The 21482-nt window shown below is 71.5% G+C and carries 20 protein-coding genes; 7 read left to right on the top strand and 13 right to left on the bottom strand.

What is annotated here, in order from left to right:
* Positions 1–19 precede the first annotated feature (19 nt).
* From ACFVYL_RS28430 to ACFVYL_RS28415, 4 genes are all read right to left on the bottom strand, one after another.
* On the bottom strand, positions 20–1345 hold the full coding sequence (locus ACFVYL_RS28430) for a haloacid dehalogenase-like hydrolase (RefSeq protein WP_389720836.1): 1326 nt from the start codon (positions 1343–1345) through the stop codon (positions 20–22).
* Positions 1346–1440: 95 nt separating this feature from the next.
* Complete coding sequence (locus tag ACFVYL_RS28425) at positions 1441–2229, bottom strand: 3-oxoacyl-ACP reductase (RefSeq protein ID WP_389720833.1); 789 nt, start codon at positions 2227–2229, stop codon at positions 1441–1443.
* A gap of 3 nt (positions 2230–2232) precedes the next feature.
* Entirely contained in the window at positions 2233–3615 is a 1383-nt protein-coding gene (locus ACFVYL_RS28420) for an aldehyde dehydrogenase family protein (protein WP_389720830.1), read from the bottom strand.
* A gap of 7 nt (positions 3616–3622) precedes the next feature.
* Entirely contained in the window at positions 3623–4993 is a 1371-nt protein-coding gene (locus tag ACFVYL_RS28415) for a glutamine synthetase family protein (protein WP_389720828.1), read from the bottom strand.
* Between the two features lie 75 nt (positions 4994–5068).
* On the opposite strand from ACFVYL_RS28415, the gene ACFVYL_RS28410 reads away from it, so the two are divergent.
* The 3 genes from ACFVYL_RS28410 to ACFVYL_RS28400 all read left to right on the top strand — a co-directional run bounded on the left by ACFVYL_RS28410 (position 5069) and on the right by ACFVYL_RS28400 (position 8193).
* Complete coding sequence (locus ACFVYL_RS28410) at positions 5069–5827, top strand: FadR/GntR family transcriptional regulator (RefSeq protein ID WP_389720826.1); 759 nt, start codon at positions 5069–5071, stop codon at positions 5825–5827.
* Positions 5828–6025: 198 nt separating this feature from the next.
* The gene (eat, locus tag ACFVYL_RS28405; RefSeq protein ID WP_389720824.1) at positions 6026–7471 is read left to right on the top strand and encodes an ethanolamine permease; all 1446 of its coding nucleotides are present in this window, start codon (positions 6026–6028) and stop codon (positions 7469–7471) included.
* Positions 7472–7476: 5 nt separating this feature from the next.
* Positions 7477–8193 carry a gamma-glutamyl-gamma-aminobutyrate hydrolase family protein gene (locus ACFVYL_RS28400; RefSeq protein ID WP_389720822.1) on the top strand — a complete coding sequence of 239 codons (717 nt, stop codon included), beginning with the start codon at positions 7477–7479 and terminating at the stop codon, positions 8191–8193.
* On the opposite strand, the gene ACFVYL_RS28395 is transcribed toward ACFVYL_RS28400, so the two are convergent.
* The 3 genes from ACFVYL_RS28395 to ACFVYL_RS28385 form a co-directional block, all read right to left on the bottom strand.
* Complete coding sequence (locus tag ACFVYL_RS28395) at positions 8150–9130, bottom strand: phosphotransferase family protein (RefSeq protein ID WP_389720819.1); 981 nt, start codon at positions 9128–9130, stop codon at positions 8150–8152. The two genes, ACFVYL_RS28400 and ACFVYL_RS28395, sit on opposite strands and share 44 nt — an antisense overlap.
* Positions 9131–9214: 84 nt before the next feature.
* Complete coding sequence (locus ACFVYL_RS28390) at positions 9215–9691, bottom strand: DNA-binding protein (protein WP_389720817.1); 477 nt, start codon at positions 9689–9691, stop codon at positions 9215–9217.
* A gap of 76 nt (positions 9692–9767) precedes the next feature.
* On the bottom strand, positions 9768–10751 hold the full coding sequence (locus ACFVYL_RS28385; protein ID WP_389720815.1) for a LysR family transcriptional regulator: 984 nt from the start codon (positions 10749–10751) through the stop codon (positions 9768–9770).
* Positions 10752–10822: 71 nt separating this feature from the next.
* Between ACFVYL_RS28385 and ACFVYL_RS28380 the strand changes: the two genes are divergently transcribed.
* Positions 10823–11998, top strand: a complete 1176-nt coding sequence (locus ACFVYL_RS28380; RefSeq protein ID WP_389720812.1) for a TDT family transporter — start codon at positions 10823–10825, stop codon at positions 11996–11998.
* A gap of 31 nt (positions 11999–12029) precedes the next feature.
* Positions 12030–12428: a GNAT family N-acetyltransferase gene (locus ACFVYL_RS28375; protein WP_389720810.1), complete on the top strand. Its 399-nt coding sequence runs from the start codon at positions 12030–12032 to the stop codon at positions 12426–12428.
* Positions 12429–12486: 58 nt separating this feature from the next.
* On the opposite strand, the gene ACFVYL_RS28370 is transcribed toward ACFVYL_RS28375, so the two are convergent.
* The 5 genes from ACFVYL_RS28370 to ACFVYL_RS28350 form a co-directional block, all read right to left on the bottom strand.
* Positions 12487–13233 carry a helical backbone metal receptor gene (locus ACFVYL_RS28370; RefSeq protein ID WP_389720808.1) on the bottom strand — a complete coding sequence of 249 codons (747 nt, stop codon included), beginning with the start codon at positions 13231–13233 and terminating at the stop codon, positions 12487–12489.
* Between the two features lies 1 nt (position 13234).
* Positions 13235–13810 carry a helix-turn-helix domain-containing protein gene (locus ACFVYL_RS28365; RefSeq protein WP_389720806.1) on the bottom strand — a complete coding sequence of 192 codons (576 nt, stop codon included), beginning with the start codon at positions 13808–13810 and terminating at the stop codon, positions 13235–13237.
* Positions 13811–13915: 105 nt separating this feature from the next.
* Complete coding sequence (locus ACFVYL_RS28360; protein ID WP_389720803.1) at positions 13916–14905, bottom strand: hypothetical protein; 990 nt, start codon at positions 14903–14905, stop codon at positions 13916–13918.
* 172 nt (positions 14906–15077) lie between these two features.
* Positions 15078–17687, bottom strand: a complete 2610-nt coding sequence (locus ACFVYL_RS28355) for an ABC transporter permease/substrate binding protein (RefSeq protein WP_389720800.1) — start codon at positions 17685–17687, stop codon at positions 15078–15080.
* A complete protein-coding gene (locus ACFVYL_RS28350; RefSeq protein WP_389720798.1) occupies positions 17680–18801 on the bottom strand; it encodes a glycine betaine/L-proline ABC transporter ATP-binding protein in 1122 nt (373 codons plus the stop codon). The genes ACFVYL_RS28355 and ACFVYL_RS28350 overlap by 8 nt, the downstream gene beginning before the upstream one ends.
* 318 nt (positions 18802–19119) lie before the next feature.
* Here ACFVYL_RS28350 and ACFVYL_RS28345 point away from each other — a divergent pair, with 318 nt between their 5' ends.
* Complete coding sequence (locus ACFVYL_RS28345; RefSeq protein WP_389720796.1) at positions 19120–20025, top strand: 5'-3' exonuclease H3TH domain-containing protein; 906 nt, start codon at positions 19120–19122, stop codon at positions 20023–20025.
* A gap of 52 nt (positions 20026–20077) precedes the next feature.
* The gene (locus ACFVYL_RS28340) at positions 20078–20914 is read left to right on the top strand and encodes a siderophore-interacting protein (protein WP_389720794.1); all 837 of its coding nucleotides are present in this window, start codon (positions 20078–20080) and stop codon (positions 20912–20914) included.
* A 43-nt stretch (positions 20915–20957) separates the two neighbouring features.
* Here ACFVYL_RS28340 and ACFVYL_RS28335 read toward each other — a convergent pair whose 3' ends face one another.
* Positions 20958–21431: a hypothetical protein gene (locus ACFVYL_RS28335; RefSeq protein ID WP_389720792.1), complete on the bottom strand. Its 474-nt coding sequence runs from the start codon at positions 21429–21431 to the stop codon at positions 20958–20960.
* Between the last annotated feature and the right edge of the window lie 51 nt (positions 21432–21482).

Below are 21482 nucleotides of genomic sequence, written 5' to 3'. Positions count from 1 at the left end.
AGTGGACCGTACATCAGTCCTACGGCGCTGACGACGGCGCCGACTCCCCGTACACCGTGTCCCTCTGATCGGGGATCACGGAGCCGTCCGTACGGCGCACCGGGGCCGGCGTGCCGTCCCCGCGCGTGTAGCCCGTGGTGGCGCAGGGGTAGGGGTCGGCCTTCTTGCCCTTGGGCTCGATGAACATGGGGTTGACCAGCCAGCGGCCGTCGCCGTTCTCGTAGGCGCGGCACATCAGTTCGTTCTTGTTGCGGTTCAGGACGAGTCGCAGGCCGGTGGCGTCGCGCAGGAAGGAGACGTCCGTGTCGGAGTCGCCGGCCGCGAACACCTGGCGCCTGTCGGCCGGTTGGACTTTCTGGGCGGCCGCGCCGTGCACGCCGAGGATCTCCTTGTTGATCCAGCAGCGCTTGCCGTCGATGTACGTGATCATCGAGTCGTCGCCGTCCCTGACGGTGCCGCAGCCCTTGAGGTGGGCGGTCTGCCTGCCGTGTGCGGTGATGTTGCGGATGCCGAGGGTGTGCCGGGCGTCGATGCCCACGGCGTCGGCCCACACCTCGGCGACGGGCTCGGGCGAGGCGGAGACGATGTGGACGTCGAAGCCGGCCTTCTTCAGGGTGCGGATCAGGTCGCGCTGCTGGTCGTAGTAGCGGACCCAGCCGGTGACCCGCTCCGTGCCGACGCGCTGTTCGGCGCCGACGGGTGCGGCGAGGTTCTCCCTGCGGGCGGCGGCCGCGAACCGCTTGACCTGGCGGGTGGTCCAGCCTCGGGTGAGCTGGGCGAGCCAGGCGTACTGCGGTTCCATGCGGCGGCGGTCGAAGCCGTCGAAGGCGTGCTTGCCCGCGGTGGTGGTGGCCTCGCTGTAGACGGAGAGGATCTCGTCGGCGCAGGCGGTGTTCCGGTGCGTGGGCAGGGTGGTGCCGGTGGCGGGGCAGGCCTTCGCCAGGGCCTTGGCCGCCGGGTCCGTCAGATAGCGGCTCGTGGTGTGCCAGTCGCCGCGCTCGGGCGTGCGGATTTTGCCGTTGCGCAGCAGCCAGAACATGGTGGCGTCGCCGATGTCGTTCTTGATGACGGTGTTGTCCCAGTCGAAGGTCGCGACCGGCCTGGCACCGCCCTTGTGCCGCTGGGGGCCGCAGTGACCGTACGTGTCGATCATGCGCTGGAGCCGCGCCTTGTTCTCGCCGTACCAGCCCTTCGAGACGGTGAGGTCCGGGCAGGCCTCGGGCCGCCCGCGGGCCGGGTGGGACGCGGGCTGGGTGGCTTCCGCGGTGGCCTGGACGGTGGCGAGACCGGCCCCGGCGACGGCGAGCACGGCTGCGGCCGCGACGGCGCGGCGCTTGAAGTTCACGAACACACTCCAGTTCTTACGCAGGTCAGCCGGGCGTCGCGCGACGCCCGGCTGACGGGTGGGTGGCTGCTGGGTGAACTACGAGGAGGCCCGGCCTAGAGTGGGGTGACGTACGCCCCGGAGATCCCGCCGTCGACGAGGAAGTCGGTGGCGTTGACGAAGGAGGAGTCGTCGCTGGCGAGGAACGCCACGGCGGCGGCGAGCTCCTCGGCCTCGGCGAAGCGGCCCACCGGGATGTGCACGAGGCGGCGCGCGGCCCGCTCGGGGTCCTTGGCGAACAGCTCCTGGAGGAGGGGGGTGTTGACCGGGCCGGGGCAGAGCGCGTTGACGCGGATTCCCTCGCGGGCGAACTGCACGCCGAGCTCGCGGGACATGGCGAGGACGCCGCCCTTGGACGCGGTGTACGAGATCTGTGACGTGGCCGCGCCCATCTTCGCCACGAACGAGGCGGTGTTGATGATCGAGCCCTTGCCCTGCCGCCGCATGTAGGGGATGGCCGCCTTGCAGCACAGGTACACGGAGGTGAGGTTGACCTCCTGGACGCGCTTCCAGGCTTCGAGGCCGGTGTCCAGGATGGAGTCGTCGTCGGGCGGCGAGATGCCCGCGTTGTTGAAGGCGACGTCGACGGAGCCGTAGGTGTCGTACGCGGTCTTGAAGAGCGCCTCGACCTGCTCGGCGTCGGTGACGTCGACCTTGACGAAGGTCCCGCCGACCGCGTCGGCCGCGGCCTTGCCCGCACTCTCGTCGATGTCTCCGCAGACGACGTGGGCGCCCTCGGAGGCGAGTCGGCGCGCCGTGGCGAGGCCGATGCCGCTGCCTGCGCCGGTGATGACGGCGGTGCGGCCGACGAGGCGGCGGCAGATGTTCTCGGACGTGTCCGGCATGGGTCAGGCCTCCGTGCTGATGAAGACGTTCTTGGTTTCCGTGAATGCGGCGAGCGCGTCCGGGCCGAGTTCGCGGCCGAGTCCGGACTGCTTGTAGCCCCCGAAGGGGGTCCAATAGCGCACGCTGGAATGCGAGTTGACGGACAGGTTGCCCGCGGCCACCGCCCCGGAGACGCGCAGGGCGCGCCCCACGTCCCGCGTCCAGATGGACCCGGAGAGGCCGTACTCGGTCGCGTTGGCGAGGCGGATCGCGTCGGCCTCGTCGTCGAAGGGCAGGACGACGGCGACCGGCCCGAAGACCTCCTCGCTCGCCACCGGCGACGTCGGGGCGGCATCGGTGAGGAGTGTCGGCGGGAACCAGAAGCCGGGGCCCTCGGGGGCGGTGCCGTGGATTCCGGCCCCTGCCGGTACGTACGAACGCACCCGCTCCAGCTGGGACCGGGAGATCAGCGGGCCCATCTGGGTCTTCTCGTCGGACGGGTCGCCGACGACGACGGACTCGATCGCGGGCCGGACGATCTCCAGGAAGCGGTCGTAGACGGAGCGCTGCACCAGGATGCGGGTGCGGGCGCAGCAGTCCTGGCCGGAGTTGTCGAGGTAGGACATGGGGGTGGCGAGGGCGGCGGCCTCCACGTCGGCGTCCGCGAAGACGATGTTCGGGCTCTTGCCGCCCAGTTCGAGGGTCACGCGCTTCACGCGGTCGGCGCATTTGGCCATGATCTGTTTGCCGACGCGGGTGGAGCCGGTGAACACGATCTTGGCGACGCCCGGATGTTCGACGAGCCTGTCGCCCGCGACGTCGCCCCTGCCCGGAAGCACCTGGAAGAGGCCCTCGGGAAGGCCTGCCTCCAGGGCGAGTTCGGCGAGGCGGAGCGCGGTGAGCGGGGTCGCCTCGGCGGGCTTGAGGATCACCGCGTTGCCGGCCGCGAGGGCGGGGGCGGTGCCCCAGGCGGCGATCGGCATCGGGAAGTTCCAGGGGGCGATGACGCCGACGACACCGAGGGGTTCGAGGATCGTGACGTTCAGGCCGCCGGGCACCGGGATCTGCCGGCCGCTGAGCCGCTCCACTCCCCCGGCGGCGAAGTCGAGGAGGTCGCGGACGTTGCCGGCCTCCCAGCGCGCGTTGCCGATGACGTGCCCGGCTTCGCGCACCTCCAACCGGGCGAGTTCCTCCAGGTGTTCGTCGACGACCGCCGCGAAGCGGCGCAGCAGGCGGGCGCGGTCGGCGGGGGCGGCCGCGGCCCATTTGGCCTGTACGGCGGCCGCACGTACGACGGCGGCGTCCACGTCCTGCGCGGTGGCGGCGGCGACGGTCGCGATGACCTCTTCGGTCGCCGGATTCAGTACGTCGAGGTTCTGTGCGTCGAGGTTCTGTGCGTCGGGCAAGGGTGCCTCACATGCGTTCGAAGGAGCGGCGGAGCTCCCAGTCGGTCACCGCGGAGTCGAAGGCGTCCAGTTCGACCCGCGCCATGTTGCGGTAGTGGGCGACCACCTCGTCGCCGAAGGCGGCCTTGGCGATGGGGCTGTTCTCCCAGAGCTCGGCGGCCTCCCGCAGCGTGGTGGGGACGTGCGCGTAGTCGCCGCTGTAGGCGTTGCCGGTGCACTCGTCGGGGAGTTCGAGCTTCTGCTCCATCCCGTAGAGCCCGGCGGCGACGAGTCCCGCGACGGCGAGGTGCGGGTTGACGTCGCCCCCGGGGAGCCGGTTCTCGAAGCGGAGCGAGCGGCCGTGGCCGACGACGCGGAGTGCGCAGGTGCGGTTGTCGTAGCCCCAGGCGGCGGCGGTCGGCGCGAAGGAGCCGGGCCGGAACCGCTTGTAGGAGTTGATATTGGGCGCGTACAGCAGGGAGAAGTCGCGCAGCGCCGCGAGCTGGCCGGCCAGGAAGTGCCGCATGACGGGTGACATGCCGCCCGGGTCGGCCGCGGAGCCCGCCATGACGTTGGTGCCGTCGGCGTCCTGGAGCGAGAGGTGGATGTGGCAGGAGTTGCCCTCGCGCTCGTTGAACTTGGCCATGAAGGTGAGCGAGACGCCTTCCTGGGACGCGATCTCCTTGGCGCCGGTCTTGTAGATGGCGTGCTGGTCGCAGGTGACCAGGGCCTCGTCGTACTTGAACACGATCTCGTGCTGGCCCGGGTTGCACTCGCCCTTGGCCGACTCGACGACGAGTCCGGCGGCCGCCATGTCGTTGCGGATACGGCGCAGCAGCGGCTCGACGCGGCCGGTGCCGAGGACCGAGTAGTCGATGTTGTACTGGTTGGCCGGGGTGAGGTCCTTGTACCCGGCGTCCCAGGCCTGCTCGTAGGTGTCCTTGAAGACGATGAATTCGAGCTCCGTGCCGACGTGCGCGGTGAAGCCGAGCTCGGCGAGGCGGTCCAGCTGGCGGCGCAGTATCTGGCGGGGGGCCGCGACCACCGGCGAGGAGTCGTTCCAGGCGAGGTCCGCGATGAGCATCGCGGTGCCCTCGTTCCAGGGGACCCGGCGCAGGGTGGAGAGGTCGGGGTGCATGGCGAAGTCACCGTAGCCGCGGTCCCAGGAGGACATCGCGTAGCCGTCCACGGTGTTCATCTCCGTGTCGACGGCGAGGAGGTAGTTGCAGCCCTCCGTGCCGTGTTCCAGGACCTCGTCGAGGAAGAAGCGGGCGGCGAACCGCTTGCCCTGGAGCCGCCCCTGCATGTCGGGAAAGGCCAGGACGACAGTGTCGATCTCGCCGCTCGCCACGAGGGCGGTGAGCTCCTCGACGGCGAGCGGGGGTGTGCGGTCTGCCACGGGAAAAGCCTCCTTGGGTCAGCCGGGAGCCATAAGGTATTGCGGAGAACCTTTGCTTGGGAAGGGGGTACGGGCATGTCGCACACGGAAGAGGGCACCACCGGGGGTGTCCCGTCCGAAACGGAGGACGACCGGCTGACGCCGGTCCTGCGTCCTGTGCGGGCGGGCAACGGCTTCGAGGAGGCCCTGGAGCAGATCCTCCAGGTGGTCCGCCTCGGCCTGGTGCCCGGCGGCGAACGCCTGCCGTCGGAGCGGGAGTTGGCCGACCGCCTCGGCATCAGCCGGGTCACGCTGCGCGAGGTCCTGAAGGTGCTGCAGGACCAGGGTCTGGTCGAGTCGCGGCGCGGGCGGTACGGCGGTACCTTCGTGCGCCCGCGCCCCGAGGCGCCCGGCGAGGACGAGCTGCGCCGCCGCATCAAGGACGTCGACGTCGAGGACGCGCTGCGCTTCCGCGAGGTCCTCGAGGTCGGCGCGGCCGGGCTCTGCGCGGCCCACGGCCTGACCGGCGAGCAGGCGGACCGGCTGCGCTCGGCGCTCGACCGGACCCACGACGCGCCCCTCGCGGAGTACCGCAGACTGGACACGCTCCTTCACCTCACGCTCGCCGAGCTGTGCGGGTCGCCGTCGCTCACCGCGCAGTACGCGGCGGTCCGCGCGACCGTCAACGACCTCCTCGACTGCATCCCGCTCCTGGTGCGGAACCTGGAGCACTCGCAGCGCCAGCACACCGCGCTCGTCGAGGCGGTGCTCGACGGGGACGCGGACGGCGCGCGGGAGATGATGCGCGAGCACTGCGCGGGAACGGCGGCCCTGCTGCGGGGCTTTCTGACGTGAGGCCGCGGGCCTCGCCGGGTAGGAAGCGGGCCTCGCCGGGTAAGAACTCGGGGCTTCGCCGCGTGAGGCGCTGTTAACCGCCGGGTAACGCAGGGGGCTTGATTTCTCCCACCCGGCACGGCAAAGGTATGGATCCGTTCCATTGCGTGTCCTGCAGCAGTCGAGCAGATCCATGTGCCGCCACATAGGAGCCGTGCCATGACCGTGGAGTCCACCAAGCCGAGCCCCGCCGAACCGGCGGACGACTATCTGGAGCGCAGAACGCTCCGCAGGGGCAGCGCGGGCTGGCTGCTGCTCACCGGGCTCGGCGTCGCCTATGTCGTCTCCGGCGACTACTCCGGCTGGAACTTCGGTCTCGCGGAGGGCGGCTTCGGCGGCCTCGCCATCGCCATGGCGCTGATGGGCGTGATGTACGCGTGCATGGTCTTCTCGCTGGCCGAGCTCTCCTCCGTACTGCCCACCGCGGGCGGCGGCTACGGCTTCGCGCGCCGGGCGCTCGGGCCCTGGGGCGGCTTCCTGACCGGCACGGCGATCCTCATCGAGTACATCCTCGCGCCCGCCGCGATCTCCATCTTCATCGGCGACTACGTGGAATCGCTCGGCCTGTTCGGCCTCACCTCGGGCTGGCCGGTCTACCTGGCCTGCTTCGTCGTCTTCATCGGCATCCACCTCTGGGGCGTCGGCGAGGCGCTGCGCTTCAGCTTCGTGGTGACCGGCATCGCGGTGGCGGCCCTGCTGGTCTTCGCGGTCGGCGCGTTCACGGACTTCGACGCGTCGAAGCTGAACGACATCCCGGTGGACACCGGCGCCTTCGGCGCCAACTCCTGGCTGCCGATGGGCGTGTTGGGCATCTGGGCCGCGTTCCCCTTCGGCATGTGGTTCTTCCTCGGCGTCGAGGGCGTGCCGCTGGCCGCCGAGGAGACCAAGGACCCGGCGCGCACGCTGCCCCGCGCCATCCGCTGGTCGATGGCCATCCTCGCCGCCCTCGCGCTCCTCACCTTCTTCGCGTCGGCCGGCGCGCGCGGCGCGAACGCGCTCCAGGATGCGGGCAACCCCCTGGTCGAGGCCCTCCAGCCGGACGGCGAGGCGACGGGGCTCAGCCGCGTCATCAACTACGCGGGCCTCGCGGGCCTGGTGGCCTCCTTCTTCTCGCTCATCTACGCGGGCTCGCGCCAGCTCTTCGCGCTCTCCCGGGCCGGTTACCTCCCCCGCTTCCTCTCGCTCACCAGCAGCCGCAAGGCCCCCTACCTGGGCCTTCTCGTCCCCGGCGCGATCGGCTTCGGCCTGGCCGCGGCGACCGGCGACGGTGCCCGCATGCTGAACGTCGCGGTCTTCGGCGCGACCATCTCGTACGCCCTGATGTCGCTCTCACACATCGTCCTTCGCCGCCGCGAGCCGAACCTGGAGCGGCCCTACCGCACGCCCGGCGGCATCCTCACCTCGTCCGTGGCGCTGGTCCTCGCTTGCGCCGCGCTGGTCGCGACGTTCCTGGTGGACGTGACGGCGGCGCTGATCGCGCTCGCGGTGTACGTGGTCGCCATCGGCTACTTCGGCCTGTACAGCCGGAGGCATCTGGTGGCGCGCGCGCCGGAGGAGGAGTTCGCGGCGCTGGCGGCCGCCGAGGCAGAGTTGGAACGCGAGTGAACACCATGGCGAGGGAGAACGCGGTGAGCGGCAGGCCACTGATCGGCGTCAGCACCTATCTGGAGTCCCGTACGAGCTGGGGCGTGTGGGAGCTGCCCGCGGCGCTCCTGCCCGCGGGCTATCCCCGGCTCGTCCAGGCGGCGGGCGGCCTCGTCTCGATGCTGCCGCCGGACGATCCCGGGTACGCGCGCTCCGTCGTCGACCGGCTCGACGGCGTGGTCGTCGCGGGCGGCCCCGACGTCGAGCCCGCGCGGTACGGCGCGGAGCCGGAGGAGCACACCGGGCCGCCCGCGCGTGAGCGGGACGCCTGGGAACTCGCCCTGATCGAGGCCGCGTTGGCATCCGGCACGCCGCTGCTCGGCATCTGCCGCGGCATGCAGCTGATGAACGTGGCGCTCGGCGGGACGCTGGTCCAGCACATGGAGGGACACCGGGAGCAGGTGGGCGTGTTCGGCACGCACGCGGTGAAGCCGGTTCCCGGGACGCTCTACGAGTCGATCGTGCCGGACGCGAGCACGGACGTGCCGGCCTACCACCACCAGGCGGTGGACCGCCTCGGCCGGGACCTGGTGCCCTCGGCCTACGCGGCGGACGGCACCGTCGAGGCCGTCGAACTGCCCGGCCCCGCCTGGGCGCTCGGCGTGCAGTGGCATCCCGAGATGGGCGAGGACACGCGGGTCATGGCAGCGCTGGTCCGCGCCGCGTCACGAGCCGCGTCCTGAGCCACGCCACGGCGGCCGCACCCTGCGCCGCCTGAAAGGCGCGCAGGGTCGGCAGCCCGGCCGGTGCGGGCTGCAGCGACTGCCGCACGAAGTACCCGGCGAGACCGGCCAGCGTCGCGGTCACGCCCCGCGGGTCGGCCTCCGCGCCCACCCGCTGGGTGGTGAATACCTCCTCCGGGTCGGGGCCGCCTTGGGCTCGCACGCACGGGAGCATGAGGAGCAGGTCGAACCAGGGTGCGGCGCGCAGGGCGTGCGGCCAGTCGACGAAGACGACCCGGTCGCCGTCGGGCGTGAGCAGCATGTTGTCGGCGCGCAGGTCTCCGTGGGCGAGGGTGTCGCCCGATGCGAACTCGCTCCATGGCGCGGCGAGTTCGGCGAGCGCGGGCAGGTTGCGGCGGATCCACGGATCGAGCCGCTCGTCCGCCCCCGCGCCCTGCTCGATCAGCCGCTCCCACCCCCGGAAGATGCCCGCGACCGCCTCGGCAGCGGTGGGGGCGGCCACCGGCGCGGGCGTGAGATCCCGCGAGAGGGCGTCCACCGCTTGCAGCACTCGCGCGAACTCATCGCCGCGCCACGGCACTTGCGGCTGACGCCCCTGGATGTCCTCGAAGGCGAGGGCCACCCAGGCCCCGTCGTCGTAGCAGGCCAGGAACCGGGGCACGGGCACGGCGGCGGGCAGGGCGGCGGAGTTGCGGGCCTCGGCGCGGTGCAGGCGGGGGCTGCCCGGGTTGGCCTCGGCGCTGACGGCCTTGACGAACGCCCGACGGCCGTCGGCGAGGCGCACCCGGGCGGCCACACCGGGCGAGAACCCCCCGCGCTGCGTCACCGCCTCGGCCACGGCCGCGCCGAGCTCACCCTCCAGACCTGCGCGGACGTGCGCGGGAAGCTCCCACCACGAGGTGCGGACGCCGGTCGCCGGGGGCGCGGTCACGTTCATGCGCCCATGGTGGGCGCGGGCCCGTGGGCGACGCCAGACATTTTTCTTCGCCCGGATATCGGCCGCGCCTCGGCCGACGATGCGCTACTCCCCCTCACCCGCCGTCCGCGCCACCAGCCGCTCGTACCGCTGCCGGGCCGCCTGCGGCGTGCCGAGGCCGAGGCCGAAGGCGATCTCCGGCCAGGTCATGCCGCGCCCCCGCGCCATCTGGAGGAGGCCGGTCTCCAGCTCGTCCATCTCCCCGCGGGCCATCGGCAGCAGGGTGAGCGCCGCGGTGATGTCGGCCTGGTCCACCTCGGGTTCCCCCTCGACGGCCTTGGCGGCTCCGCTGAGCAGGAACGCGACCAGCCTGACGGCCTCGTGCGGACCGAGGACGGTGGGGTGGACCTGCCTGCGGCGCTGCTCGTCGTCGGCGGCGTGCCGCTCGGCGACGCGCATCAGCGAGGCGTAGACCCGGTGGGACCGCGCCTCGTCGGGGTGGGGCGGGGTGAAGGGGTCCGCGGCCGGGACGGCAGCGCGACGGGGGGTTGATGCGGGAGTCGGTGCGGGAGTCGATGCCATGCGCCCAGCGTGGGGCACCGCACCGATCACTGTCAACACTTCGTTGTGAACACTTTGTTTGCCTGCCGCCCGGCAGCTACGTGCGCCGCGTCAGCGCCAGCAGATCCCGGCCCGGCCCCGCCGGACGATGCCCCGTCGGCCAGACCGCCCGCAGCTCCCTGCGCAGCCGTACGTCCGCCAGCGGGATCTCCACAAGGCGCCGGGCCGCCAGTTCCTCGCCCACCGCGAGCTCGCTGAGGACCGAGGGCCCCGCCCCGCTGACCGCCGACGCCTTCACCGCCGTCGTGGACGACAGCTCGATCAGCGGCCGGGCGAGCCCGCCGAGCGCCGCTTCGAGGACCTGCCGGGTGCCCGAACCCTCCTCGCGCAGGATCAGCGGCGTCGCCGCCAGCTCGGTGGCCGCGAGCGGCTTCCTGCGCCGCGCCCACGGGTGCCCGGGCGCCGCCACGACGACGAGGCGGTCGTACGCGACGACCACCTCGTCGAGCCCGCCCGGCACGGTGAGCCCCTCGACGAAGCCGAGGTCCGCCTCCCCGGCCAGCAACCGGGCGGCGACGGCGGCGGAGTTACCGGCAAGGAGCGACACCGCCGTGTCCGGCCGCTGGGTCCGCAGGGCGATCAGCCAGCCCGGCAGCAGATACTCGGCGATCGTCATGCTCGCCGCGACCCGCAGCCGCGAGTCCCGCCGGTCGCGCAGCGCCTGCGCCCCCGCGTCGAAGGCCTCGGCCGCCTCCACGATCCGGCCCGCCCAGTCGGTGACCAGGGCGCCCGCGTCCGTGAGGCGCGAGCCGCGCGGCGACCGGTCGACGAGTGCGACGCCGAGCTGTCGCTCCATGGCGCGCACCCGGCTGCTCGCCGCGGGCTGCGTGATGCCCAGCTCCCGGGCGGCCCGCCCGAGACTGCCGAGCCGGGCCACCGCGAGCAGCAGCTGCAGCGCGCCGAGGTCGGGCACCCGGTGAGCGAGCGAGGCCTCAGTGACGCTGGGGTAAGCGGACGACCCGGACGGCCCGGAAGATCCGGGGGACACAGAAGACGCAGCAGAAGCAGAGGACGAACTCATAAAGTCAGCTTATGCCCCCATAGAAGCGTGCTCCCTGGTGACGGACCCCCTCCCTGTACGACCGTGGACCCATGGTCACCACCGCTCAGCCCACCGCCTCCACGGGCGCCCCCCGCGCGGCCGCCGGCACCCGCCTCGGCGCGGTCCGCCACCTCGGCCCGAACTGGTACGCCTGCGTCATGGGCACCGCCATCGTCGCCAACGCCGGCGCGACCCTGCCGTACGGATTCCCGGGACTGCGCACGGGCTGCACCGTCGTGTGGGCGCTGTCCTTCGTACTGCTCGCCGTCCTGCTCACCGCCCGCGCCGCGCACTGGATCCACCACCGCGACCAGGCCCGCGCGCACCTCCTGGACCCGACGATGGCGCCGTTCTACGGATGTCTGTCGATGGCGCTGCTCGCGGTCGGCGGCGGCACCCTCATCGTCGGCGGGGACTGGATCGGCACGGGCGCCGCCGTCGCGCTCGACGCCGTGCTGTTCGCCGTCGGCACGGCCATCGGGCTCGTGGCCGCCGTGGCCATCCCCTACCTGATGGTGGTCCGCCACCGCATCGCCGCCGACCAGGCCTCGCCCGTGTGGCTGCTGCCCGTGGTGGCCCCCATGGTGTCGGCGGCCGTCGGCCCGCTGCTCATCCCCCATCTGCCCCCGGGCCAGGCCCAGCAGACGATGCTGTACGGCTGCTTCGCGATGTTCGGCCTGAGCCTGCTCGCCACCCTGGTGATGCTGCCGGCGATCTTCGCCCGCCTGGTGACCGCGGGCCCCCTGCCTCTGGCGCTCACCCCCACCCTCTTCCTGGTCCTCGGCCCGCTCGGCCAGTCGACGACCGCCACCAACAAGTTCGCCGACTTCGCCCCGGGTGTCGTGCACGCCCCGCTCGAGCGGGGCTTCCTCGTCCTCGCCGTGCTCTTCGGCGTCCCCGTCATGGGCTTCGCCCTGATGTGGCTGGGGCTCGCCGCGGCCATGGTGGTGCGCGCCCGGCGCCGCGGCATGGGCTTCGCGATGACCTGGTGGGCGTTCACCTTCCCCGTCGGCACCTGTGTGACGGGCGCCGAGGGCCTGGGCAAGCACACCGGGCTCGCGGTGTTCGACTGGCTCGCGACCGCCCTCTTCCTCCTCCTCGTGACCGCCTGGACGGTGGCCCTCGCGCACACCCTGCGCGGGATCGTCGACGGAAGGCTCCTCGCGGCCCCGGCCCCGGCACCGGCACCGGCACCGGCACCGGCACCGACGCTGAATACCCCGTAGAGCCCGGCGCCGCACCCTCTACGCTGCGGCCATGACGATCACCTACGAGTGGCGCGGCGACTTCGACGACAGGGCCGTCGACGCCCTGCACGCGGAGGCGTTCAAGCACGCCCCGCTGACCGTCGGATGGCACGCCCAGGTGCACCGGCACAGCCTCGGCTGGGTCTGCGCCCGCTCCGCGGGCCAGTTGGTCGGTTTCGTCAACGTCGCCTGGGACGGCGGGGTGCACGCCTTCGTCCTGGACACGATGGTCGCCCGGGACCTGCGCGGAGCCGGGGTCGGCGCCGGGCTCGTGGCCGCCGCGGTCCGCGGGGCCCGCGCGGCGGCCTGCGAGTGGCTGCACGTCGACTTCGACGAGCACCTGCGCCCCTTCTACTTCGACGCCTGCGGCTTCCGGCCGACGGACGCCGGGCTCGTCGCCCTGCGCTGAGAGCCTGTGTCATATCCCCGGCCGGGCGGGCGTCCGGGGATATGACACAGGCTCTGAGCTACGGCCGCGGCCGGGCCCCGCGCAGCGCCGCGCCGAGCACGGCCGGGGCCTCGGCGAGCGACGGGCCGTACCAGGTGAGGTGGCGGCCGCTGACCAGAGCGGCCGGCAGGTGCGCGGGGAACGCCTCGGGGCCGTCGTCGCGCGTGAAGCGGTACGGCTCGTCCGGCAGCACCACCAGGTCGAGCTCCGCCGCGCACAGCTCCTCGACCGGCACCCGCGGATACCGCTCGGCGTGCGCCGCGTACACGTTGTCGACCCCCAGGCGGGCGAGGAGGTCGCCCGCGAACGTGGAGCGGCCGAGGACCATCCAGGGCCGCCGCCAGACCGGGACCGCCGCCCGCAGCCGGTCCTTCGGCGCGGGCAGCTCCCGCCACGCCGCCTCGGCCCGGGTCAGCCACCCGGGCCGTCCCGCACCGCACGCCGCGAGGACCCGCGTCAGCTCCCGGAAGGCCTGCGGCAGCGTCCGCACCTCGGTCACCAGGACCTCGACGCCGGCCGCGCGCAGCGCCGCAAGATCGGGGGCGCGGTTCTCCTCCTCGTTGGCGATGACCAGGTCGGGGGCGAGGGCGACGATGCGGGGCACGTCGGGGTTCTTCGTGCCGCCCACCCGGGTCACGTCGAGGTCCGCCGGGTGGCTGCACCAGTCGGTCGCCCCGACCAGCGCGCCCGGCACGGTGACGGCGACCGCCTCGGTCAGCGAGGGCACCAGCGAGACGACCCGCAGCGGGCCTCGGGTGAGCGGCACGTCAGCGCCCCCTGTCGTCCACGGCTTCGATGTGGTCCCCCACGGCGACCACCAAAACCCTGGTGTCGGGCACGGTGGCCCGCCAGCGGTGCCGGACCCCGCCCGTGAGGAAGAGGGTGTCGCCGCGTCCGAGGCGGTAGGCCCGGCCCTCCGCCTCCATCTCCACGGCGCCCTCGACGACGTACATCAACTCGTCGTTGCGGTGCTGGAATTCGCGGCCCTCGTCGTGGTCCCCGATGAACTCCAGGGCGTGCAGCTGGTGGTGGCCGCGGGCCAGTTCCCGTACGCGCGCGTCGGGGGTGCAGCCGTTCAGGTCGGTGTCGTCGTCGGCGCGCACCACCTCGACGGTGCGGGCCGGGTCGGCGGCGGCGAGGAGCTCCACGTCGGTGGTGCACAGGGCGTCGGCGACGCGCTGCAGGGAGCGCATGCTCGGCCGGGCGCGTTCGTTCTCGATCTGGCTGAGGAACGGCACGGAGAGACCGCTGCGCTCGGCGACGACGGCCAGGGTGAGTTCCAGCTGCCGGCGGCGCCGCCGCACGGCCGAGCCCACCCGGAGGGTCTCCTTGTGCTCGTCCATCGCCTCGGCTCCCTTCAGCGCATCGGCCCGCTCTCCACCCTGAGGGGTTCTCTGCACCCTACGCATGTTCGCCAAACGGTTTTGCCCCGTTGCCCCGACCGCCCGCTACAGCTTGTGCCAGTAGAGCAGTTGTCCGGACTCCCCGGGGGCAGAACCCTCCGTCGGCACGAACAGGCTGACGAGCAGGGCGGGTTGGCCCCTCGGGTCGGTGAGCAGGGTCGCGGAGGGGTTGGCGAAGGCGCGGCTGCCGCCGTGGGTGCGGATGCCGAGGCGGTCCGCGCGGCCACTCGAGGGGTCGTACGCGTAGGTGCCCCAGCTGCCGAAGTCGCCCCGCCGCCCCTGCCCCTCGACGAGCACCACGCGCTGCCCGCCGAGCGTGACCGGTGACCGGTCCCCTATGTTGCCGCCGTTGCCCCGGCCCTGCACCGCGCGGTCCAGACGGTGGTCGGGCTCGGCGTGCCAGTGCCGGAAGCCGGTGAGGGTGGCGCGCAGCTGCCGGTCGGTGTCGCAGCCCGCCCGGTAGTGCCCGGTGAGGTGGATCGTGGCGCCGCGCACGGCGGTGACGCTCGGGGTGCCCTCGGCGCAGTGCGAGAGGGTCAGGGGTGCGTCGAAGGCGCGGCGGGCGTGCCCGTCTAGCAGCGCTTTCAGGTTCGCGTACGCCCGTACGGCGATGTGGTTGCGGGGGTCCTTCTCGTAGGCGAGGACGTAACCGCCGCGGCCGTCGTGCGCGAGCGAGGCCTGGTGGGTGCCGGGCCCGAAGTCGTGGCGGCGGTGCCAGTGGCGCAGATCGGTGGAGGTGGCGACGGCGGCGTGGAAGCGGCCGTCGGCCAGGAGCGTGTGGTAGACGGCGAGGTACGTGCCGTCCTGGGCCTGTGCGATCTGCGCGGCGTCCATGGTGCGGCCGGTGTGGTCCCGCGCGTCGTAGCGGTGGCCGTCGGCGGCGGTCACGTCCTCGGCGAGCGCGGCCAGGCGCGCCGTGCCCGCAGAGGCGGGGACGGCGTCCGCCCGCGCGAGCTGCGCGACGAGCAGGGCGGCGGCCAGGGCCATCGCGAGGGCCGCGACGAGGAGCGTGGTCCTGGGCTGCCTTGCGGTCACGGGTGGCGGTCTCACGTTCAGGTGTTCGAGTCGGATGTTCGAGGAGAGGTGAAGAGGGGCGAGGAGGGGCCAGGTCGAGGTTAGGGACTCGCGGACCCCGCGGGAACGCCGGAAGGGGTGGGCTTCGCCACAAGGCGAGGCCCACCCCTTCCGGCACTGCTGTCCGGTGGAGTTACTTCGCGGAGGTCATCTTCTCCTCGAAGCCCGGGTTCTTCTTCAGCCAGGTGTCCACGGCCTTGGGCTCGTTGTTCTTGCCCGCCTTGTTGATCTCGTTCTCCAGGCCGGCCAGTTCCTTCTCGCTCATGTGGAAGTTCTTGAGCCACTTCGTGAGCTGCGGGTACTGGTTCGGGAAGTCCTTGCTGGAGAGCGAGCGGATCGTGTTGCCCTTGCCGAAGCCGCCCTTGGGGTCCTTCAGCTTGGTGAGGCCGTACTCGCTGTAGGCCCAGTGCGGCGACCAGAGCAGCACCGCGACCGGCTCCTTCTTGGCGTACGCGGCCTTCAGCTCGGAGAGCATCGCGGGGGTCGAGCCCGCGGCGATCTCGTACTCGTCCTCAAGGCCGTAGCCCGGCAGGACCTTGTCCTTGAGCGCCTGCATCACGCCGGTGCCCGGCTCGATGCCGATGATCTTGCCCTTGAACTTGTCGCCCTTGCCCTTGAGGTCCTCGAGCGACTTCACGTCCTTGACGTAGTCGGGGACGGCGACCTCGAGGGATGTCGGGCTGTACCAGGAACCGAGGTCCTTGAGGCTGGCCTTGTTCTTGTCCCAGTACGTCTTCTGCGCCGTGGGCAGCCACGCGTCGAGGTTGAGGTCGATGTCACCCTGCGCGAGACCGGTATAGGCCGGGCCGACGTCCGCCGGCGTCAGGTCCATCTTGTAGCCGCGCTTCTCCAGGACGCGCTTCCACAGGTTGGTGACGGCGACGTTCTCGTCCCAGGCGAAGTACGCGGCCTTCAGCGGACGCTTCTTCTCCTCGCCGCCGGAGTTCTTGGGCAGCGGGGCCAGCTTGTCGACGACCTCGGGGTTCTTCTTCAGCCAGGCGCGGACGGCGTCCTGCTGCTTGCCCTTGCCGGCCTTGTTGATCTCCGCTTCAAGGCTGGTGAGCTGCTTCTCGTCCATCTTGAAGTTCTTGAGCCACTTGCCGACCTCGGGGTTCTCCTTCGAGAAGCCCTTGCGCGCCAGCGTGTGCACGCCGTCGCCCTTGCCCCAGGCGCCCTTCGGGTCCTTGAGCTTCTTCAGGTCGAAGTCGTTGTACGCCCAGTGCGGGGACCAGAGCGGAACGACGATCGGCTCCTTCTTGGCGTACGCGGCCTTCAGCTCCGACAGCATCGCCGTGGTGGAGCCGTCGACGACCTTGTACTCCTTGTCGAGGCCGTACGCCCCCAGGACCTTGCTCTTCAGGAGCTGCATCTCGCCGGCGCTCGGCTCGATGCCGACGATCTTGCCGCCGAACTTGCCGCCCTTGCCCTTGAGGTCCGCCAGCGAGTTGACGTCCTTCATGTACGAGGGGACGGTCAGCTCCAGCGAGGTCGGGCCGTACCAGGCACCGATGTCCTCCAGCTTGTCGCCGTACTTCTTCCAGTACGTGGCGTGCGTCGTCGGCAGCCAGGCGTCGGTCTGGAAGTCGACGTCGCCCTGGGCGACCGACGTGTACAGCGGGCCCGCGTCGAGCAGGCTGGCGTTCACCTTGAAGCCGCGCTGCTCCAGGATCTCCTTCCAGAGGAAGGTGGAGGCGATGCCCTCGTCCCAGTTGATGTAGCCGATGTTGATCTGCTTGCCCTGGCCGACGTTCTCGCTGTCGGCCACCGGCTCGGACTTGGTGCCGCCGAAGATGCCCATGCCGCCCGCGACGAGCGCGAGGACGACGACGCCGACCATCGCGACGACGGGCCGGGGGCGGTAGTTCCACACGTTCAGGCCCCGCGCGGCCCGCAGCTTGGCGAGCGCGCGGCGGCCGAGCGGCGAGACCTGGCTGCCCAGGCCGCTGGTGACGCGGTCCAGGTAGATGGCGAGGATGACGATGGAGACGCCCGCCTCCGCGCCGAGACCGACGTCGAGCTGGCCGATGGCCGCGTTGACGTCGGCGCCGAGGCCGGGGGTGCCGACCATGCCGGTCAGGGCCGCCATGGAGAGGCCGAGCATGATGACCTGGTTGACACCGGCCATGATCGTCGGCAGTGCGAGGGGCAGCTGGACGCGGAAGAGGGTGTTGCGGGGCGTGGTGCCGAACGCGTCGGCCGCCTCGACCAGTTCCTTGTCGACCTGCCGGATGCCGAGCTCGGTCATGCGCACGCCGGGAGCGAGCGCGAAGACGATCGTGGCGACGATGCCCGCGGGGGCGCCCATCCGGAAGAACAGCAGCGCCGGGATGAGGTAGATCATCGCGGGCAGCGTCTGCATGAAGTCCAGGACGGGCCGGACTATGCCGCTGACCGTCTTGGAGCGCGCCGCCCAGATGCCCACGGGCACGGCGATCACGAGCGCCACGAAGGTCGACACGAGCACCAGGGACAACGTCATCATCGCGTTGTCCCACAGCTCCAGGGAGACGATGAACGCGAAGCCCGCGAAGGCGAGGACACCGCCGAGCAGGCCGCGCAGCCAGAACGCGATGACGGCGAGAATGCCCGCCATCAGCAGCGGCTCGGGCCCGGAGAGGACGTCGTAGACGCCGTCCCACATGTTCTGGAAGAGGGTCTTGATGAACGAGAACAGCCAGTCCATGTGAGTCCTGGACCATTCGACCGCGTCATTGACCCAGTCGCCGAAGGGAATCCTAGGCACCGCTGCTCACCTTGCCCACGTTCTTGCCGCCCTTGTCCAGCGTGGGTACGGAGGCGGGGGTCGCGTCCTGCGGCTCCGCCGCCGGCTCCGAGTGCATCGACTCGCCGAGCACGGCGAGCAGCCTGGCCCGCGGCACGACACCGACGAGCTCGCCGTCGGCGTCGGTCACGGCGACCGGCACCTCACTCGTCGAGCAGGGGGTGAACAGCTCGATGATGGGCGTGTCCTCGGTGACCGTGGCGGGGGCGTCGGCCTTCACGAAGTCCTCGCCCGGCTCGGCCATGATCGCGCCCGCGGTGAGCACCCTGGACCGGTCGACGTCCTGCGTGAACGCGGCGACGTACTCGTTGGCCGGGGTGACCAGGATGTCCTGCGAGGTGCCGATCTGGACGATGCGGCCGTCGCGCATGACGGCGATCTGGTCGCCCAGCCGCATGGCCTCGTTGAGATCGTGGGTGATGAAGACGATGGTCTTCTTCAGCCGCTTCTGGAGCACCAGGAGCTGGTCCTGCATGTCGCGGCGGATCAGCGGGTCGAGCGCGCTGAACGACTCGTCCATGAGGAGCAGGTCGGCGTCGGTGGCCAGCGCGCGGGCCAGCCCCACGCGCTGCTGCATGCCGCCGGACAGCTCGTCGGGCCAGGACTTCTCCCAGCCCTTGAGCCCCGCGAGCTCCAGCGCCTCGGTGGCGCGCTTCTCACGCTCGGCGCGCGGCACGCCCTGCACCTCGAGGCCGTAACCGGCGTTCTCGAGGACACTGCGGTGCGGGAAGAGCGCGAAGTGCTGGAAGACCATGCTGATCTTCTTCGAGCGCACCTGCCGCATCTCGCGGGCGCTCAGCTCGGTCAGGTCCTGACCGTCGAAGCGCACATGACCGGCCGTCGGCTCCGACAGCCCGTTGAGCATGCGCAGCAACGTGGACTTGCCGGATCCGGAGAGACCCATGACGACGAAGATCTGGCCCGGCTCGACCTCGAAGGAGGCATCGATCACGGCAGCGGTGGTGCCGTCGGCGCGCAGTTCCTCTCGGTCGGCTCCGTGGCGGAGTTTCTCCACCGCGTCATCGGGTCGTCTGCCGAACACTTTGTACAAGTGCTCGGCCTGCAGCCTGGACACATACACCTCTCGGGTTGAACCAAGACGGCCCGCCTCCCCCGCCGGCGGGCCGTGGAGCGGCGCGGGGTCTGCCCGCTTACCGGTTCAAAAAGTTGAATCCTCGACCGGGTTCGCTCCGGGTGCGCCCCTGCCCGCACTTACCCGAACCAAACCAAGGAGTGTCCCAGGTCACATCCGTTGCGTGCTCGTCCCGGCCTCATCACCATGCGCAACGCGCGTCCGCGGCGGGCCCCGTGGCCGCGGCGCCGTGCGCAGCACGTTCGCGCTGTCGGTGCCGTGCGGCATGATGCCGATGTGACTCAGCGAACACGACGGCTCATGCTTCTCGACACGGCCTCCCTCTACTTCCGGGCCTACTTCGGAGTGCCGGAATCCATGAAGGCCCCGGACGGCACGCCGGTCAACGCCGTGCGCGGGCTGCTCGACTTCATCACCCGCCTCGTCCTGGACCACCGCCCTGACGATCTGGTCGCGTGCATGGACGCCGACTGGCGCCCGCACTGGCGCGTCGAGCTCATCCCCTCCTACAAGGCGCACCGCGTCGCCGAGGAGACAAGGACGGGCCCGGACGCCGAGGAGATCCCGGACACGCTGTCGCCGCAGGTGCCGATCATCGAGGCCGTCCTCGACGCGCTCGGCATCGCACGCGTGGGCGTCGAGGCGTACGAGGCCGACGACGTGATCGGCACCTTCGCCGCCCGCGCCACGGGCCCGGTGGACATCGTCACCGGCGACCGCGACCTCTACCAGCTGGTCGACGACGAGCGCGGCATCCGCGTCCTCTATTCCCTGAAGGGCGTCGGCACGCTCCAGATGACGGACGAGGCGTGGCTGCGCGAGAAGTACGGCGTGGACGGGCCGGGCTACGTGGACCTGGCGCTGCTGCGCGGCGACCCGAGCGACGGCCTGCCCGGCGTGCCCGGCATCGGCGAGAAGACGGCCGCCAAGCTGCTCGACGCCTTCGGCGACCTGGCCGGGATCATGGCCGCCGTCGACGACCCGAAGTCGAAGCTCACCCCCTCGCAGCGCAAGCGGCTCGACGAGTCCCGTGCGTACGTGGCGGTCGCGCCGAAGGTCGTACGGGTGGCGGGCGACGTGCCCCTGCCCGACGTCGACGTCGCGCTGCCCCGCGAACCCCGCGATCCGGCCACCCTCGACGAGCTGGCGGCCCAGTGGGGCCTGGGCGGCTCGCTGCAGCGGCTGCTCGCCGTCCTGCACCCCTGAGGTGTTAACTTAGGCAAGCCTAAGCAATCGTGGATCAGGGGAGGCCGTCGCCATGGCAGAACGTCCGGCACGCAAAGCACCGAAGGCCCATGTCGCGCAGGTCGTGCGCACGGAGCGGCTGACCCCGCACATGCAGCGCGTGGTACTCGGCGGCGAGGGCCTCGCCGAGTTCACCACCGCCGGGTGCACCGATCACTATGTGAAGCTGCTCTTCGACGCCGAGGGCGTCACCTACCCCGAGCCCTTCGACCTCCAGCGCATCCGCGAGGAGTTCCCGCGCGAGCAGTGGCCGGTGACCCGGACGTACACGGTGCGCTGGTGGGACGCCGAGACCCGTGAGCTGGCCCTCGACTTCGTGATCCACGGCGACGAGGGTCTCGCGGGGCCGTGGGCGCGGGCCGTCGAGCCGGGCGCCACGGTGCGCTTCCAGGGCCCGGGCGGCGCGTACGCCCCGGGCGCGGACGCCGACTGGCACCTGCTCGCCGGCGACGAGAGCGCCCTGCCGGCCATCGCCGCGGCGGCCGAGGCACTCCCCCCGGGCGCCGTCGCGCACATCTTCGTCGAGGTCGAGGGCCCCGAGGAGGAGCAGAAGATCACGACGGACGCGGAGGTCGTCTGGCTGCACCGCGGCGACCGCCCGGTCGGCGAACTCCTGGTCGAGGCCGTGCGCTCCCTGGAGTTCCCCCCGGGCACCCTCCAGGCCTTCGTGCACGGCGAGGCGGGCTTCGTGAAGGAGCTGCGCCGCTACCTGCGCGTGGAGCGCGAGATCCCGCGCGAGCAGCTCTCCATCTCCGGCTACTGGCGCCTCGGCCACAACGAGGACGGCTGGCAGGCATCCAAGCGGGAGTGGAACGCGCAGGTGGAGGCGGAGCAGGAGAAGGCGGCCTGACGCCACGGGCCCTGACGCCCGGCCGGGCGCCGCGCGCCGCGCGTCAGGGCTTGCGGGAGAACCGCACGTCGAGGTCGCACGGGTCGTCCGGGTCGTCGGAGGCGCAGAGGGTGTCGCCGCCGTCGACGGCGACGAGGTCGATCGAGCAGCCCCCCTGCGGTACACCGTGGAACGAAAGGCCGATCCAGGCCCCGGAGCTCGCCTTCTTCGAGACCTCGGTCAACGCGTCGCTCTTGTCGACGTAGAAACCCCATGTTCCGGACACATCCCCCGCAGGGCACCCGTCATCGACGAATGCGTCCGCTTTCAGGCTGGACGCTTTAAATGTCCGATCCGCGGAGATAGTGAAACTCCCGCCGCCCGGCTCGACCCATTTCCCTGCGATGTCATCCACGCGGACCGTCGCTGTTTTTTCAACACCGCAGGACGACACCAGGAAAATGGCCGCCACGGCCAGCGGCAGGCCGAATCTCAATTTACTCACTCCCGCATAGTAGCAGCAGGGCTGCAGGGTCATCCGATGACCCTGCAGCCCCGCTCAACCGCTATTCTCTCGCACCCTCTAATT

It is taken from the genome of Streptomyces sp. NPDC058308 (genome assembly GCF_042880275.1).
In the GTDB taxonomy this organism is placed as follows: domain Bacteria; phylum Actinomycetota; class Actinomycetes; order Streptomycetales; family Streptomycetaceae; genus Streptomyces.
Note: the sequence above shows the minus strand (reverse complement) of the source record. Positions and strands in the feature narration are given on the sequence as shown.